This is a genomic window from Thermoplasma volcanium GSS1 (assembly GCF_000011185.1).
Classification (GTDB): Archaea; Thermoplasmatota; Thermoplasmata; order Thermoplasmatales; family Thermoplasmataceae; genus Thermoplasma; species Thermoplasma volcanium.
In genome coordinates this window covers 174,487-188,697 of record NC_002689.2, presented here as the reverse complement: position 1 = coordinate 188,697, position 14,211 = coordinate 174,487, and the positions used below count along the sequence as shown (strand labels likewise).

18 protein-coding genes are annotated in these 14,211 nt (G+C 39.8%); 11 read left to right on the top strand and 7 right to left on the bottom strand.

What is annotated here, in order from left to right; genetic code table 11:
• Positions 1–6: 6 nt before the first annotated feature.
• The 4 genes from TVG_RS00955 to TVG_RS00940 are packed head-to-tail and all read left to right on the top strand — an operon-like array spanning position 7 to position 2,830.
• A complete protein-coding gene (locus tag TVG_RS00955) occupies positions 7–537 on the top strand; it encodes a GNAT family N-acetyltransferase (protein WP_010916437.1) in 531 nt (176 codons plus the stop codon).
• A complete protein-coding gene (locus TVG_RS00950; protein WP_010916436.1) occupies positions 534–1,268 on the top strand; it encodes an isopentenyl phosphate kinase in 735 nt (244 codons plus the stop codon). The genes TVG_RS00955 and TVG_RS00950 overlap by 4 nt, the downstream gene beginning before the upstream one ends.
• Entirely contained in the window at positions 1,265–2,308 is a 1,044-nt protein-coding gene (gene fni, locus TVG_RS00945) for a type 2 isopentenyl-diphosphate Delta-isomerase (RefSeq protein ID WP_010916435.1), read from the top strand. The genes TVG_RS00950 and fni overlap by 4 nt, the downstream gene beginning before the upstream one ends.
• Before the next feature lie 3 nt (positions 2,309–2,311).
• Positions 2,312–2,830, top strand: coding sequence for a ZPR1 zinc finger domain-containing protein (locus tag TVG_RS00940; RefSeq protein ID WP_010916434.1), 519 nt, complete (start codon positions 2,312–2,314; stop codon positions 2,828–2,830).
• Here TVG_RS00940 and TVG_RS00935 read toward each other — a convergent pair whose 3' ends face one another.
• A complete protein-coding gene (locus TVG_RS00935; RefSeq protein ID WP_010916433.1) occupies positions 2,831–3,019 on the bottom strand; it encodes a hypothetical protein in 189 nt (62 codons plus the stop codon). It abuts the gene before it with no gap.
• Positions 3,020–3,172: 153 nt separating this feature from the next.
• Between TVG_RS00935 and TVG_RS00930 the strand changes: the two genes are divergently transcribed.
• Entirely contained in the window at positions 3,173–4,585 is a 1,413-nt protein-coding gene (locus tag TVG_RS00930) for an MFS transporter (RefSeq protein WP_010916432.1), read from the top strand.
• Between the two features lie 4 nt (positions 4,586–4,589).
• Positions 4,590–5,339, top strand: a complete 750-nt coding sequence (gene deoC, locus TVG_RS00925) for a deoxyribose-phosphate aldolase (protein ID WP_010916431.1) — start codon at positions 4,590–4,592, stop codon at positions 5,337–5,339.
• Between the two features lie 5 nt (positions 5,340–5,344).
• Here the strand turns inward: deoC and TVG_RS00920 are convergent, their stop codons facing one another.
• Complete coding sequence (locus TVG_RS00920) at positions 5,345–6,514, bottom strand: PLP-dependent transferase (protein ID WP_010916430.1); 1,170 nt, start codon at positions 6,512–6,514, stop codon at positions 5,345–5,347.
• An 80-nt stretch (positions 6,515–6,594) separates the two neighbouring features.
• Here TVG_RS00920 and tmk point away from each other — a divergent pair, with 80 nt between their 5' ends.
• The 3 genes from tmk (at position 6,595) to purN (ending at position 8,308) form a co-directional block, all read left to right on the top strand.
• Positions 6,595–7,167 carry a dTMP kinase gene (gene tmk, locus TVG_RS00915; RefSeq protein ID WP_010916429.1) on the top strand — a complete coding sequence of 191 codons (573 nt, stop codon included), beginning with the start codon at positions 6,595–6,597 and terminating at the stop codon, positions 7,165–7,167.
• An 82-nt stretch (positions 7,168–7,249) separates the two neighbouring features.
• Positions 7,250–7,630: a glyoxalase/bleomycin resistance/dioxygenase family protein gene (locus TVG_RS00910; RefSeq protein ID WP_010916428.1), complete on the top strand. Its 381-nt coding sequence runs from the start codon at positions 7,250–7,252 to the stop codon at positions 7,628–7,630.
• Between the two features lie 75 nt (positions 7,631–7,705).
• Complete coding sequence (purN, locus tag TVG_RS00905) at positions 7,706–8,308, top strand: phosphoribosylglycinamide formyltransferase (protein ID WP_010916427.1); 603 nt, start codon at positions 7,706–7,708, stop codon at positions 8,306–8,308.
• Positions 8,309–8,408: 100 nt separating this feature from the next.
• Here the strand turns inward: purN and TVG_RS00900 are convergent, their stop codons facing one another.
• Genes TVG_RS00900 through TVG_RS00885 form a run of 4 tightly spaced genes read right to left on the bottom strand, consistent with a single transcriptional unit; the run spans position 8,409 to position 11,286 of the window.
• Positions 8,409–8,618 carry a CDGSH iron-sulfur domain-containing protein gene (locus tag TVG_RS00900; RefSeq protein WP_010916426.1) on the bottom strand — a complete coding sequence of 70 codons (210 nt, stop codon included), beginning with the start codon at positions 8,616–8,618 and terminating at the stop codon, positions 8,409–8,411.
• Positions 8,619–8,675: 57 nt separating this feature from the next.
• The gene (locus TVG_RS00895) at positions 8,676–9,392 is read right to left on the bottom strand and encodes an RAD55 family ATPase (RefSeq protein WP_010916425.1); all 717 of its coding nucleotides are present in this window, start codon (positions 9,390–9,392) and stop codon (positions 8,676–8,678) included.
• A gap of 30 nt (positions 9,393–9,422) precedes the next feature.
• Complete coding sequence (locus TVG_RS00890) at positions 9,423–10,619, bottom strand: mandelate racemase/muconate lactonizing enzyme family protein (protein WP_010916424.1); 1,197 nt, start codon at positions 10,617–10,619, stop codon at positions 9,423–9,425.
• Between the two features lie 58 nt (positions 10,620–10,677).
• The gene (locus tag TVG_RS00885) at positions 10,678–11,286 is read right to left on the bottom strand and encodes an MBL fold metallo-hydrolase (RefSeq protein ID WP_010916423.1); all 609 of its coding nucleotides are present in this window, start codon (positions 11,284–11,286) and stop codon (positions 10,678–10,680) included.
• Positions 11,287–11,412: 126 nt separating this feature from the next.
• On the opposite strand from TVG_RS00885, the gene TVG_RS00880 reads away from it, so the two are divergent.
• Positions 11,413–12,240 carry an ABC transporter permease gene (locus TVG_RS00880; RefSeq protein WP_010916422.1) on the top strand — a complete coding sequence of 276 codons (828 nt, stop codon included), beginning with the start codon at positions 11,413–11,415 and terminating at the stop codon, positions 12,238–12,240.
• Between the two features lie 4 nt (positions 12,241–12,244).
• Entirely contained in the window at positions 12,245–13,162 is a 918-nt protein-coding gene (locus tag TVG_RS00875) for an ABC transporter ATP-binding protein (RefSeq protein ID WP_010916421.1), read from the top strand.
• On the opposite strand, the gene purM is transcribed toward TVG_RS00875, so the two are convergent.
• A complete protein-coding gene (purM, locus tag TVG_RS00870) occupies positions 13,163–14,179 on the bottom strand; it encodes a phosphoribosylformylglycinamidine cyclo-ligase (RefSeq protein ID WP_010916420.1) in 1,017 nt (338 codons plus the stop codon). It abuts the gene before it with no gap.
• Between the last annotated feature and the right edge of the window lie 32 nt (positions 14,180–14,211).

Here is a 14,211-nt window from a genome sequence, read left to right as displayed (position 1 = left end):
CTCTCAATGATCGTATCCTCGTCAAGGATGGATGTCACGCTTGAAAGTCCAATTGGAATAGAATACGCAGATGATATCGCAAGGCTCGCAAATGACCGTACCATAAAACGTAACATCGGCAGCCATTCCTTTCCGTATCCCTATACAAAAGAGGATGCAATATTTTTCATAGAAGCAGAGAGAGGCTATGGAAAAGAGGCTTTTAGAATTGACTTTCTTATAAAATATAAAGGAGGCCCCGCAGGGATAATAGGGCTCAGCGAAATCGATAGGACAGATAAGAAGGCTCACGTAGGTTACTGGATCGGAAAGAAATTTCGAGGGAAAGGGATAGCCACCGAATCCCTTCGTCTTATAGTAGAATATGCTAAAAACGATGGATTTCATAGATTGTATACATCTGTAATTGAGGGGAATTATCCATCAATGATCGTCCTGATGAGAAATGGATTCAGCATAGAAGGTGTAGAAAAGGATTCGATAAGGATTGGCAACAGGTATTATGACTTTATAAATTTTGGAAAGTTGATAAGATGATAATAATCAAACTAGGTGGAAGCCTTATAACAGAGAAGAATTCGTACAGAGTTTTCAGAGAATCTGAAACAAAGAAAGCTATACGTGAAATTGCTAATGACTTTGAGGATTTTGTTATAATACATGGAGGGGGATCATTCGGCCATATAAAAGCAAAAGAATACGGGCTCCCAGGAGAAATAAATAAGTTGTCATCTGCCGGCTTCTCAGTAGTCCACAACGATATGTCTTACCTGAACCATCTTGTCGTATCCATTATGATTTCAGAGGGCTTGAAGCCCATGACTGTACCAATAAGTTCAATGATCTTCAACGGGAACTTCGACTACACGATGCTGAAGAAGTATCACGACCTTGGTTTTGTCCCAGTATCATATGGTGATGTTTACGTTAAGAATAATAATTTTTACGGGATATACTCAGGAGATAACATAGTTCTAGACTTATCAAAGATTTTCAATCCGGACTTTGTTGCTTTCTTATCGGATGTAGATGGAATTTTTGATAAAGATCCTAAGAAATACAGAGATGCCAAACTTCTCCGAACAATAAATACTAAGGTTGAATTTTCCAAACCAGAAAACGATGTTACTGGTGGAATTGAAAACAAGCTAAATACCATGTTTTTGATAAGAAAATACACAAAGAGTGTATATTTAATCAATGGCTATTATCCAGAAAGGTTGAAGATGATAGGGAATGACAACTTCACGGGAACGGTGATAAAGTGATAGAAAAGAGGAAAGAAGAACACATAAGAATTGCGGAAAATGAAAATGTTTCAGCATTTCATAACTATTGGGATGACGTGTATCTAATGCACGAAGCAGATCCTGAGGTAAACTATGACGATATAGACACAGGAGTAGATTTTCTAGGAAAACATCTGGGTTTTCCAATGGTTATTTCGTCGATGACCGGCGGGGCTGAAATAGCCAAGAAGATAAATTATAACTTGGCTACAGTGGCAGAGAAGTATCAACTTGCTATGGGTGTCGGAAGCATGAGGGCTGCTATAGTCAACAGGTCCCTCTCTGATACCTACTCTGTAATAAATGAAAGAAATGTACCCATAAAGATAGCGAATATTGGTGCACCGCAACTTGTACCGCAGGGGAAAGAGGCAATAGACGAAAAAGACATAGCCTATATATACGACTTGATTAAGGCCGATTTTCTTGCAGTGCACTTCAACTTTCTACAAGAGATGGTCCAGCCGGAAGGCGACAGAAACGCAGAAGGTGTCATAAAGAGGATAAAGGAGCTTTCTGGGTCCTTCAATATTATTGCAAAGGAGACAGGCAGTGGGTTTAGCAAAGCAACTGCCCAAAGACTGGCGGATGCCGGTGTAAAGGCAATCGAGGTATCGGGGTTAAGCGGCACAACCTTTGCTGCAGTGGAATATTACAGGGCGAAAAATGAAGGCAATGCAGAAAAAATGAGAATAGGCGAGACTTTTTGGAATTGGGGGATCCCATCTCCCGCTTCAGTCTACTATTGCAGTGATGTACTTCCAGTAATAGGGAGCGGCGGCTTGAGGAATGGGCTAGACCTAGCAAAGGCAATATCGTTGGGTGCTTCACTTGGAGGATTTGCCAGAACACTACTTAAGGACGCAGACCAATCTGTGGAGGCCGTATCCAGAAATGTAGAGATGATAGAGCGTGAATTCAAGGTTGCCATGTTTCTTACTGGAAATAAAAACGTTTATGAACTAAGAAAGACTAAAAAGGTAATAGGCGAACCACTTAAAGAGTGGATGGAGGTTTAAGAGATGGATTTGCCTCAAGAAATAGAGACAAATATGGAATGCCCAGTTTGCGGATCCCTGCTCTATTTGTTGACATACGATACGGATATACCATACGAAGGTAGGATAAGCATTTATACTTATCAGTGTAAGAAGTGCATGTACAGGAAAACTGAAGTTTATCAAGAAGAAGAAAAAAACCCTGTTAGAATAACCCTAAAGATTGAGAGCCCAGAGGATCTCAAAACACTAGTCTATCGATCAAGAAAAGCAGACATATACATACCAGAAATTGAAGCGTCCATTGATTCTGCGGAGTATGCAAATGGAGAAATTACAACTGTGGAAGGGATAATATACAGGATAGGTGAAAAGCTAGACTTGCTCTCGTACGATGATGAGGAAAAAGAAGCTGTTAAAGAGGTCAGGAAAAAGATAGATGACATAATAAACGGTTATTTCGGATCTTTCACTTTAATAATAACAGATGAATCTGGAAAGAGCGTTATTGAAAGCGAAAAGGCAATAACAGAGAAAATTTAGTCAATTTGATATTCCATAATATATTTTTCTTCCGCTTTTCTTATTCACTTCGATTTTTTTAAGTTTTCCCTCTTTAACTAATTCCTTCAGCTTTTTATCAACGTCCTTAGTGCCTACTATGGACATAATCTGTTCTTCCGTAAGAAAAACATCCGGGTTTTCATTGAATATGTCAAGTATCTGATCCATAGATCGTTCAGAAGTTTGTAATATTTAAGTTTTTCATCAAAAAACTTCGCTTTAAAATTCCTAATTTATAAGGTTACATACTAAGTTATATAACTATTTAAGTATAAGCATTTTAGAAGAAAGATATATAAATAAATGCAGGTATAAAGTAATATGCAAGAAACAAAAAATATCGTAATTCACGAAAGAAGTGAAAGGAGAACCCGAGTCAGATGGGCGATTGTCTCTCTTCTCTTCATAGCCATATTGTTTAACTATGCGGACAGAGAGATCTGGATAGTTTCAGAGCCAGCCTTTGCCTACTCCTTTGGCTGGTCTTATTCACCAACTCATCTTGACGCACTTGCTATCCACAATATCTCACTTATCCTATTCTTCTGGTCTTTGTCCTATGCCATATTTAACTTTCCTGGCGGTTGGATTGTAGACAAGCTAGGCTTGAGGAAATCAATGACTACTATGTTTGCAATTTGGTCAATATTTACCGCTTTAACTGCTGCTACTTTCAATTTTATAACAATGGCTATAGTAAGGATAGTAATGGGTGCCGGGGAGGGACCTGTTTGGCCTATAAACTCTAAAGTTGTAAAGGGATGGGCATCTAGGTTTGACGAGTCGAAATCCTTCACCCTTGCAGGTGCAGGACAGGCTGTAGGCCCAGTCATAGGCCTGATAGCCGGTGGAATCCTTGTTACTTTATTCGGATGGCCTTCCGCATTCATATTCTTTGGCGTACTGGGACTCATATTTGTAGCAATATGGTTCTTTTACGTTCGGGATCGCCCGTCTGAAGACAGCAAGGTGAATGAAAATGAACTTGCCTATATAATAGAGGGCAAGACAAATGAAGAAAAGGAGGAGAAGATCTTGCCTTCAAAGGTTAACTGGAAAATATCGGCAAGGATGATATTTGGTACACAAGCAGGCCTGGGCACACTATTAGTATTCCTTTCTTTTGGATACGTGCTCTTCACTTTCCTCTATTGGCTACCGCCCCTTATGTTCTCTACGTTTGCTCACACTGTAGAGAAGAGCGGCCTATATTCGGCGGCAATAGATGTTGCTCTAATAGCAGGATTCCTCGGATCTGGACCTTTTAATGATGGCCTTCTAAAGAGATTTCCGGATAATAAGCCGCTGGCAAGGAGGTTAGGAGCCATAATACCAATGGTTTTAATGATAGTAATGGTTGGCCTTTCATACTTTACTGGTAAAGCCCATAACCTTGTTGGAACAGCAATATTTTTGGGTGTAGGGTCCGGTTTAATGAACCTAACCGTAGGTTCATGGGCTGTAAACGCGGTAGATCTCGCTCCAGCTGGAACGTCTGCTACGGTTTACGGTATATACAATGGCTCGCTAAACTTTATCGGCGCATTTAATGCAATAATAGAAGGTATACTTTTCATCAGGTATGGGCCGGTGCTGGCTTTTACCAGCTCAATACTATTCATGCTTATGTTCCTTGGAGGATACTTAGGGCTGATCAGGAAGAACACCTGGGAGAGGGCCATGAAGTATAAAGAGGAACTTTCAAGAGAAGCTTATTCCTATCTTAAGGGATGAAAACATGAAATATAGTCTTAAAACTGTAATGTCTCTCGTAGATCATAGCGGCCTAAAGCCTTACCTACGTGAAGATGAAATAGCCAGGTTGATCGGAGAAGCCAGTGAAATGGGCAATTATTCGGTATGCATAGAACCAATCTATGGAAACTTTGCCGTAGAATACATCAAGGAAAAGGGCTATTCCTTGAAAGTAGACGTAACTTTAGATTTTCCATTCGGATCCCTGCCAACTTCTGCCAGGAAAAAAATTATCGAAGATTCAGTATACGCCGATGAAATAGACATGGTCATCCCAATAGGATACGTCAAATCTCACCGCTGGGATAAAGTGGAACAAGATATCAATGATGTGGTTTCTACGGCAAGAGATCTTGGCCTGGTATCTAAGATTATCACAGAAGACGGATATTTAACCTTGGATGAGAAGTTAAAGACCTACGACATAGTTATCAGATCTGCACCGGACTTTATTAAAACTAGTACCGGCTTTGCTGACAAAGAATTCTGCAAATCCTTAGGGAATGAAACCGGTGCAACTCCTGAGAATGTAAAATTAATGTCAGAAATTGCTAAAAAGATCGGATCAAACATCGGGATCAAAGCGGCAGGGGGGATACATACCTACGACCAGGTAGAGAAGATAATAGATTCAGCTGGTATGATACCTGAGCCATCAAATATAAGGCTTGGAATGAGCGGGACAAAAAAGCTGTACGAGGAGATGAAAAAAGCTTCCGTACAGCAAAGCTGATTTTTTCAAGACTCTGAAGCCTTATCCAAAGCTTGTTTTATATCATCGATCAAGTCTACATGGTCTTCTATGCCTATTGAGAATCGGACTAGGTTGTCTGTTATGCCTATCCTCTCCCTCTCTTCTTTAGTCATGGACGAGTGTGAAGTTTCAACAGGAAGAGTAATGAGGCTCTCCACACCACCTAGGCTTGCAGCAACCATGGGTATCTTAAGGTTCCTCATGAATACGTGAACATCTAGTTCTGGCCTTAGTTCAAAAGATATCATGCCTCCGAATCCCCTTAGGACTTTTTTGCCAATTTCAGTGTCAGGATAGTAGACGTGGCTTATCCTGGGTTCTGTTCTAAGGTATTTCGCTAGTTCCATACCGTTTTTGTTGTGTTTCTCCATCCTTAGGCCGAGAGTTTTTATTCCTCTAAGCGCCAGATAAGACTGTATCGGATCCGGGTTTGATCCAAAAGTCTTTCTCCTTACAACAACCTTATCGAATATAGATTTATCGTTTGTAGAAAATACGCCCATTACTACGTCACTGTGTCCTGATATGTACTTGGTTGCACTGTGTATAACTACATCCGCACCAAGGTCCAGAGGGTTCTGGTTGTATGGAGATGCAAATGTAGCATCGACTATTATTTTTTTTCCGGTAGACCTTTCAGAAACCGCTTTTATGTCTGGAACTTTTAATGTGGGGTTAGTTATGGATTCGAGATAAATGATATCGTAATCCGAGGGCTTGAATTCCCCTGAATTTAGCCTATCTGTGCTTATGTATTCAACGGATATGCCGTACTCTGGGAGAACTTTGTTAAGAAAGTAGAATGTCTGTCCATAAAGATCAGAAACAGACAATATCTTGTCTCCCCTTTCTGCTAAAGCAAGGATTACCGATGTTATAGCACCCATACCGGATGAGAATGAGAGTGCATGTTCGGCCTTTTCTAGCGAAGCATATTTTTCTTCAAACGCTTGGACTGTTGGGTTTCCCCACCTCGTATATATGTATGGCAAATTTCTCGTGTTATCGATATAGGCATCTTTTTCTGAATTAGGAAAGACAAAAGTGGATGTCTCAAATATAGGCGTAGTGACGTTGCCAAACCTAGGGTCTCGCAGTTCTCCCGATTGTACCGCCCGGGTATTAAAACCATTAAAGAGCCTCTTTTCTGCCATTCTAACTTTATTCATATGGAGATTTAATTCCTTTTGTACATCCGTCGCTAAATTATTAAAGAGATGGATATAACAGGGTTATGTTCATTGCCGTTGAGGGTATAGATGGAGCTGGCAAAACTACACTGGCAAAAAGTCTTTCTTCACTTCTTGAGAAGGAAGGATTTAGAGTTTTTTTGACCCGAGAACCTACTGATGACATTAGAAATTATGAAGGGGATGATGTAGAACTCTTCATCAAGTTCACACTTGATAGATACAAGCATCAAAAAGAAATAAGAAAAAAGTTGAATGAAGGATTTGTTGTTATAAGCGATAGGTATATTAGATCGTCATATGCATATGAAATGAAAGGGGCCGCAGCCGCTCTAGGTAGCGAAGAAAAAGCAAAAGAATGGATGGATTGTGTTTCAAATATTATAACAATCAGGCCAGATATCAATATACTCGTTCAGGTTGACGTTCAAGTTGGCCTAGACAGGATCTCTAAACGTAATGGCACCATTACCCATTTCGAACAAAGAGAAAGGCTCAATGAAGCACTTAAAATTTACAATAGTTTTGATTGGGATATCAAGGTTGATGGGACGGATCCTTTAGATAAGATAACGAATGAAGTCTATCTATACCTCAAGAATAAGATCGGGCTCTAACTAAATCCTGATCTTACAACTCTGAAATGTTTATAAATTTTATAAACTGGTAATTCTATTAATATGAAAATTATGATTAACTATGAAAGTAACTGGAATCGGATGGCTGGGATATGAAGTAAGAACTGGCGAGAGTGATTATTTGAAAGCCGTGGATCTGTTCAAGAGCTTCTTTGGAATAGAACCCTCAGAGTTTGATAGAGAAAGCGCCCTTTTTGTCCTTCCCAACGGCGACGAATTCGAAGTGAAGAATGGAGCCAGCGGATCAGATAATGCCTGCAATAGGGAAGTGGCAGGTTTCCTTGTAGACGATATTCCGTCAGGAATAAAAAGGCTAAACAATATTGGCGTTAGCGACATAGACAGCTTAGAATGTGGTTCCGACGGATCATGCTGGCAACACTTCAGGCTGCCTGACGGGACAGAGTTCGAACTCAAAAGTTATTCCCGAGTTAAGCAATAGCATCATTGAAGGTAATAAAGGTGCAGGGTTGCCCTACACCTAAAATATAATACGACCTCGACATATGTTTCTCCTATGACCAAGATATGCGTGATGGTGTCTGGAAATGGGACGACCCTCCAGGCAATTATAGATGCTGTTAAAAATAAGAAGATAGATGTTGAGATATCAAAAGTAATAGCTGATAGAGAGTGCTTGGCTATAAAGAGGGCAGAGGACAATAACATACCCTATAGAATACTAAAACGCGGCGAATATTTCCAGAGGGACTTAAAGGAAGAGATGAGATCGTCGAAATGCGATTTTTTTGTTTTGGCCGGCTTTCTAAGCATTATAGGTAAAGAGATCACCGACGAGTTCAGATACAGGATAATAAATACGCATCCTTCACTCCTGCCGTGCTTCGGGGGCCACGGATTTTATGGCCGTAAGGTACACGAAGCAGTTATAAAGAGCGGGATGAAATATTCTGGATGCACGGTTCACTTCGTTACGGATGAAGTTGACGGTGGCCCGATAATCCTGCAGCGCTGTGTCTCAGTCGAAGACGTAGATGATGCCCAGAGTCTTGAAGAAAAAATACACGGTATAGAACACTCTGCGATCGTAGAGGCTATCTCTCTGCTTTCAAACGGACATTACAAAATTGAAGGTAAAAGAGTGATCTTAAATATGTAGAAAATAACTTTAAAGTGTATACGAATACCTTACAAGAGATCACTGTGATGATAAACCATCTTTCTGACAAAATGATGAAAGACGGGCAGGCTGAGTGGTCTCAGTCGTTGTCGTAGAAGGAATGGAACTCTTCTCTCTTCTTATCAGCATCATAGATGTAAATCTTTTCGCCTTCGTCTGTGGTTATCTTGTGAGTTCCGTCGCAATAGGGCTTATGAGATGAAAGCCCGCATCCACAGATGTGCACCTCCCTATCACCCACTTTGACTACGTATGGATGATCCCTTGTGTGTAGAACAAGTCTTGCCATACGTAACTAATAATGATTAGGTATTAAAAGTTATTCAATATAAATCGTGTATTAACGCTATCTAATCCTCTCAACGTTGAACGAACCGAGCGTGAATACATCGCTGTCCTTATATATCCTTATCCAGTCCTTTGTTCTCACAGGCTTAAGGGAGAGAACACGCATGTAATCGTAGTCACCGTCGTTTTTAAAGTACAATGAGAAATCCATCATATAAGCGAACCACTCAGCAGTAGTTTGCCCAACAAAGTCATCCAATACATAAGTAGAGAGCAAAGAATTCTTTCTGTTCCAGTGTACAAGCTGGACGAAGAATTTTCTATTCTGGTCATTGAAGTCCATAAGGTAAGGAGTGGCAGACAGAAAGACGAATATGAAATCCTTTTCCTTCTGGGCTCTTAGCATGTATTGCTTCAGGACAGAAGACACATTCGATGGATCATCAATTACCTCTGCATTAGGAGGGACCTTTTCTTGAAAGTTTTTAGAAAATCCGTCTAAAAGTATGATATTCTCTAAGTCTGTACCTCTCCTTGCAAGATCTGCGAGTAATGATTCGGATGATCCATCTACATTTATGATAATGACTTTCATCCCACTATTGGCAGAACTTTTTATGAAGTTATAAATAAAGCTTCTTTTCTGTGAAAAATTATTACCGGAGACAACTATGTTGTCTCTTCCATCGAATCCTCCATACAGGAGTTCGTCAACTCTGGGTATGCCAGTGGAGATCTTCGAGATTTTATCACTCTTCTCCCCTTCAGCCTGCATATAAAAATTTAGCAGAAACTTCTATAAATATTATTTTTGTTGGTAGTGTTTGAAGGTACCAGATACAACCCATGGGGGTTCTTTGTCATCGAACGGCTCCATTCCAGATACCTGGTATTTTTCAACTATGCTTTCATTTACTTTGCCTATTCCTGCATCCCCTGTTAATCTGAAATAGCCGTTTTCTAGTTTATATCCTGACGCCATCAGATTCTTTTTCCAGTCTGGCCAGAACATCTCAAAGCTCTCCTGTATTGCAAAGTTAGTGAGTGTTGTATCAACATTCAAAGTTGCGGCAGTCTGTATCGGACCGAATGCATTGTGTGGAGCAATGGGTATGCCAAATCCGTCAGCTATGGCAGCTATTTTCTTTGCTTCAAGTATTCCGCCAGAGTTTGTAAGGTCCGGTTGTATAATATCTACAAGTTTCTGGGATATGAACCTAGCAAATATCTTCTTGTTAAGAACGCGTTCACCTAGCGCAATTGGTACCTTATAGTATTGTTTCAGATCAAGCAGGTCATGATCCAGATCTGGATGGAGCGGTTCTTCATAGAAATATGGCTTAAATTCCTCTAATGCCATTCCTGCTTTTATTGCAGCGATTTTGGAAAATCTGCCGTGATACTCTATAAGAAGATCGACCTTTTCTCCAAACTCGCTTCTAAGGGCGCCCACTATGTTTCTCGCATTTTCGATCCCCTCGTTTGTTATCGTATCATAGTTGTCTCCAAACGGATCGAATTTCATTGCAGTGAATCCCATCTTTACTACTTCCTTAGCCTTCTTAACAAAGTCATCCGGAGTAACGCAGTCATTGTACCATCCGTTGGCATATGCCCTAATATTGTGGTTTACCTCACCACCTATTAGCTTGTAGACTGGTGTCCCTAACTCTTTTCCGATTAGATCCCATGAGGCTATTTCAAAGGCACTTAAGGCCGAAGTTGCTTCCATCGATACAGGAAGATAAAACGAGTTTCTATAAAAATCAAAAACGTTTTGTTCTACGTTGAAGAAGTCTTTTCCTTTAAAGACCCTTGCAACCTCCTTCATGCTCTCAAGGACAGGCAAAGTCATCAGTGTGGTCGGGGCTTCACCATAACCTACAAGGCCGTCTGCACTTGTTAGTTTGACCAGCAGAATAGTAGAACTCCATGGGGATGATGTCTCTCTAAGCTTTTCTCCCATCTCTATTATTTCAATGTCCTTTATTGCAGAATTCATACTTAGGATAACGTATCTTCTCTTTTAAGAATATCGAATTAATATTATTAACATAAAATCAAATTTTAACAGGATTTCCATGTCCAGGTAGTACTGTATGGCCTTTCATCGATGCTATAGTTTCAAGAGATCTTTCTGCTCCATTTATTTCATAAGTAAACGTCTTATTTATTACGAGTTTGCCTCCAGATTCAACTGCTGCATCACCGCTGAAAATAAGCTTAAAATCGTCTAGTATATATGAGGTGCTCCCAATGGTATGGCCAGGAGTTGCCATAACTTCAATTCCAGGGACATCAAGCTTCGAAGCTGGAACTATCGCTTTAACTGGATTGAATTTCAACGACCTGGCAATTATTCTCCCTATAAATGACTTCGGGGCTGGGGGCTTTTCTTCGCCACTCACTATTTTAAGCTCTAGATCTGGAACATACACTTTTGGGTGAAACCTTTCTACTATCTCCGATAAACCGCCTATATGATCGGCGTGATGGTGCGTTATAACAACCACGTCTGGCTTTCCTCCTGATCGTTCGTAATAATCGATTATTTTTTTGCCTCCAGATCTAGTTCCGGAGTCAACAAGAACTGTTACGTCTCCAATCTTCAGGCTATAGCAATTTGCAACAACACCGTCAATCCTCTCAACGGCATCGTTAATTTTCATAATTAGTTAACCGTTTTTTCTATTTTAACTATTTTAAATTTTTATATCTATATTCGTATATTTTATTCATTCAAGTTTGATTATAAAAAGCAAATATTATTTATATCTCCTAGGAATTAATCTTAGATGGAAACTGTTTCAGCGGCTAACGATATTTATTCATACGCTATCAGTTCGAAATACCAATTTACATATTACATAAGAAGCAAGCGGTTCATAGGGCTTCTCATTCTTACAATAGTTATAACTGCGGCACTGATAATGCTGGATTTACACTACAAATACACAACTTTGAAGACAGAAAATTCCGCTATTTTCTTTAATGGCTTTCTTTCAAGTGATTTAATAACATTTTTCGCCGTCATAGCAGCCTTTTTTGGAGGTGATCTTGTTTCAATGGATCTCGGAACAAACACTGCTTACTACACTCTTGTGCAACCAATACGGAGATCCGTTTTATACATTGGTAGATATACTTCAGCATTTCTTGCTTCTGCAGTTATGGTATTGATTGTATACATTGGTGGTATGGCGATGTCGTTGTATCTTTACGGTAATATAACAGACATAACTGGAATTTCCTTTGCACTGGCGCTTCTTTATATGCTAGCTCTTCTCTCCTTTTCTAGCCTCTTCAGTGCAATCTTCAGGACTCCAACAATAGGCCTTGTTATGTCGATCATATTTTTGATCATTATATATCCTGCAATTCAAGGAATACTGTCCGGACTCGCTGGAGTAAACCCTTGGATGTTTGTGACGTATGCAGGCCAGATACTATACCTAGTATTTGAAAAGAAATACACAACGTATGCGGTTACTCACGTCGGAAGGATATCCTTTTACACTTTTAATCCCACACTTCTTGAATCCATCTACATAATGCTGGGATACATTGTGATATTCCTGCTGATATCTGCAGCTGTATTTACGTACAAAGAGATAAAGGGGTAGAGAGATGCCAAGCATAGAGATCAAAGACGTATCGAAGTATTATGGAAAGTTTAGGGCCTTAGATGGTGTATCGTTTAAGTATGATGGCGAAGGAGCAATAGGGTATTTGGGCCCCAACGGTGCGGGAAAAACCACTACTTTAAAGATACTAACGAATCTAATAAAGCCCTCTACTGGCGTTGCTTTGATAAATGGAATAAACGTAAACAAAGAACCTGTAAAAGCCTTTGCGGTTACAGGCTCAGTCATAGAGTCGCCATCGCCATTCCCATACTTCACGATAATGGATTCGCTTATGTTCGTCGCAGATATACGGAAGATCGACCATAGAGAAGCAAAGAAAAGCATAGACGAATACGCAGATATACTCAAGCTGCCACCGCTAGACTCAAAAATAGGAGATCTTTCAAAAGGACAAAGACAGAGAGTCGTGATAGCAGCTGCGTTGATGCCGGATCCAGAAATACTTCTACTTGACGAGCCGACCAGCGGGCTTGATCCATTTGAGATGAAGATAATCAGGGACTTAATTAAAGCCTATAAAAAGGATAAGCTAATATTGATGAGTTCTCATCTTCTTTCGGAAGTTTCTGAGGTCTGCGATGATGTTATATTCATAAACCATGGAAAAATATTAGCCACAGACAAAGTATCAAACTTATCCAACCAGTTCAGATCCAAAAAACTGATAGCGGAGACACTTCAGCCAATCACAGACGATATTATAGCTAAAATAAAGAAGGCTGGAATAGACGCCGAAAAATCTGGCGAAAATTCCCTAGTAATATCATACGACGGATCAAATGAAAGAAGAGCAGACATATTGAAGAAATTGGTTGATATTGCACCTGTAATAAGCTATGAATCAGCAGGATCAGAACTAGAACAGGCCTACATTTCTATTCTGTCCGAATCAAAGTAATCAATAGTATCCCATGAGGGATACAGAATATTTTGGTATTTCTACTCCGGTCCCATTTTCAACGTGGCCGATTACCTTTAACGGGACCCTGTTTTTAAGCGTGTTTATAAAATCTATCTTGTCGTCCTCGCCTATTACAACGACAAATCCCGTACCCATATTAAATATCTCATACATTTGTTTATAGTTAAGATTCCCCAATTCCATAAGCCTTACAAAGACGTTCTGAGGTTCCATGGGATCGTCTATAACATACTTCATATCTTTCATCCTAGTAATATTCTTGAAGCCACCACCAGTTATGTTCGCCATTCCTTTTATTTGTATTATGCCCATTACATCAAGTATCTCCCGCACGTATATTCTGGTCGGTTCCAGCAACACCTCATAGGTCTTTTTGGATTCGCCTGGAAAATTATCGAAGAGATTTATTTCATTGTCTGATATTATCTTTCTAACCGTGGTAAATCCGTTTGAGTGGAGACCGCTGCTACCAAGTCCAATGATTACGTCACCTTCTTTTATGTTGGCTCCAGTTATTATCTGGTTCTTCTGCACAATACCTATCACGGCACCAGAAACATCTATATGGTTTACTATTTCTGGAACAACGGCTGTCTCACCGCCAACAATTGATATATTTGCGATCTGGGCGCCTACGTTGAAGCCATTGCCAAGCTGTTTGGCGATATCTTCATTGAGATCTCTTACAGCAAGATAATCAACCATAGCTATGGGCTCTGATCCTACAGTAATTGCATCGTTGACGTTCATGGCTACGCAATCTATACCTAGAGTATCATATTTGTTAGCTTGTTCCGCTATCATTGTTTTAGTACCTACTCCATCATTGTTAAAGCTTAAAGCAAAATTGCCCATATCAATAAGTGAGGTAAAGCCACCAATATAACCTATATTCTTAAAATCTTCACGGTGAAATTTAAGCTGTCTTATGAAGCTGCTTACAAATTCCCCCTGCATTTTTCTATCTATTATACCATCTTTGACTTCGGGCATATAAACGATATCACTTCATTAAATAACTTTAT

Bases quoted from the DNA above. Each gene is read 5' to 3' on its own strand.
- purN (WP_010916427.1), top strand. From the start codon at position 7,706: ATGACCAAGATATGCGTGATGGTGTCTGGAAATGGGACGACCCTCCAG.
- deoC (WP_010916431.1), top strand. From the start codon at position 4,590: ATGAAATATAGTCTTAAAACTGTAATGTCTCTCGTAGATCATAGCGGC.
- TVG_RS00875 (WP_010916421.1), top strand. From the start codon at position 12,245: ATGCCAAGCATAGAGATCAAAGACGTATCGAAGTATTATGGAAAGTTT.
- tmk (WP_010916429.1), top strand. From the start codon at position 6,595: ATGTTCATTGCCGTTGAGGGTATAGATGGAGCTGGCAAAACTACACTG.
- TVG_RS00935 (WP_010916433.1), bottom strand. From the start codon at position 3,019: ATGGATCAGATACTTGACATATTCAATGAAAACCCGGATGTTTTTCTT.
- TVG_RS00885 (WP_010916423.1), bottom strand. From the start codon at position 11,286: ATGAAAATTAACGATGCCGTTGAGAGGATTGACGGTGTTGTTGCAAAT.
- TVG_RS00955 (WP_010916437.1), top strand. From the start codon at position 7: ATGATCGTATCCTCGTCAAGGATGGATGTCACGCTTGAAAGTCCAATT.
- TVG_RS00910 (WP_010916428.1), top strand. From the start codon at position 7,250: ATGAAAGTAACTGGAATCGGATGGCTGGGATATGAAGTAAGAACTGGC.
- TVG_RS00890 (WP_010916424.1), bottom strand. From the start codon at position 10,619: ATGAATTCTGCAATAAAGGACATTGAAATAATAGAGATGGGAGAAAAG.
- TVG_RS00920 (WP_010916430.1), bottom strand. From the start codon at position 6,514: ATGGCAGAAAAGAGGCTCTTTAATGGTTTTAATACCCGGGCGGTACAA.
- TVG_RS00880 (WP_010916422.1), top strand. From the start codon at position 11,413: ATGGAAACTGTTTCAGCGGCTAACGATATTTATTCATACGCTATCAGT.
- TVG_RS00895 (WP_010916425.1), bottom strand. From the start codon at position 9,392: ATGCAGGCTGAAGGGGAGAAGAGTGATAAAATCTCGAAGATCTCCACT.
- TVG_RS00930 (WP_010916432.1), top strand. From the start codon at position 3,173: ATGCAAGAAACAAAAAATATCGTAATTCACGAAAGAAGTGAAAGGAGA.
- TVG_RS00950 (WP_010916436.1), top strand. From the start codon at position 534: ATGATAATAATCAAACTAGGTGGAAGCCTTATAACAGAGAAGAATTCG.
- TVG_RS00900 (WP_010916426.1), bottom strand. From the start codon at position 8,618: ATGGCAAGACTTGTTCTACACACAAGGGATCATCCATACGTAGTCAAA.
- purM (WP_010916420.1), bottom strand. From the start codon at position 14,179: ATGCCCGAAGTCAAAGATGGTATAATAGATAGAAAAATGCAGGGGGAA.
- TVG_RS00940 (WP_010916434.1), top strand. From the start codon at position 2,312: ATGGATTTGCCTCAAGAAATAGAGACAAATATGGAATGCCCAGTTTGC.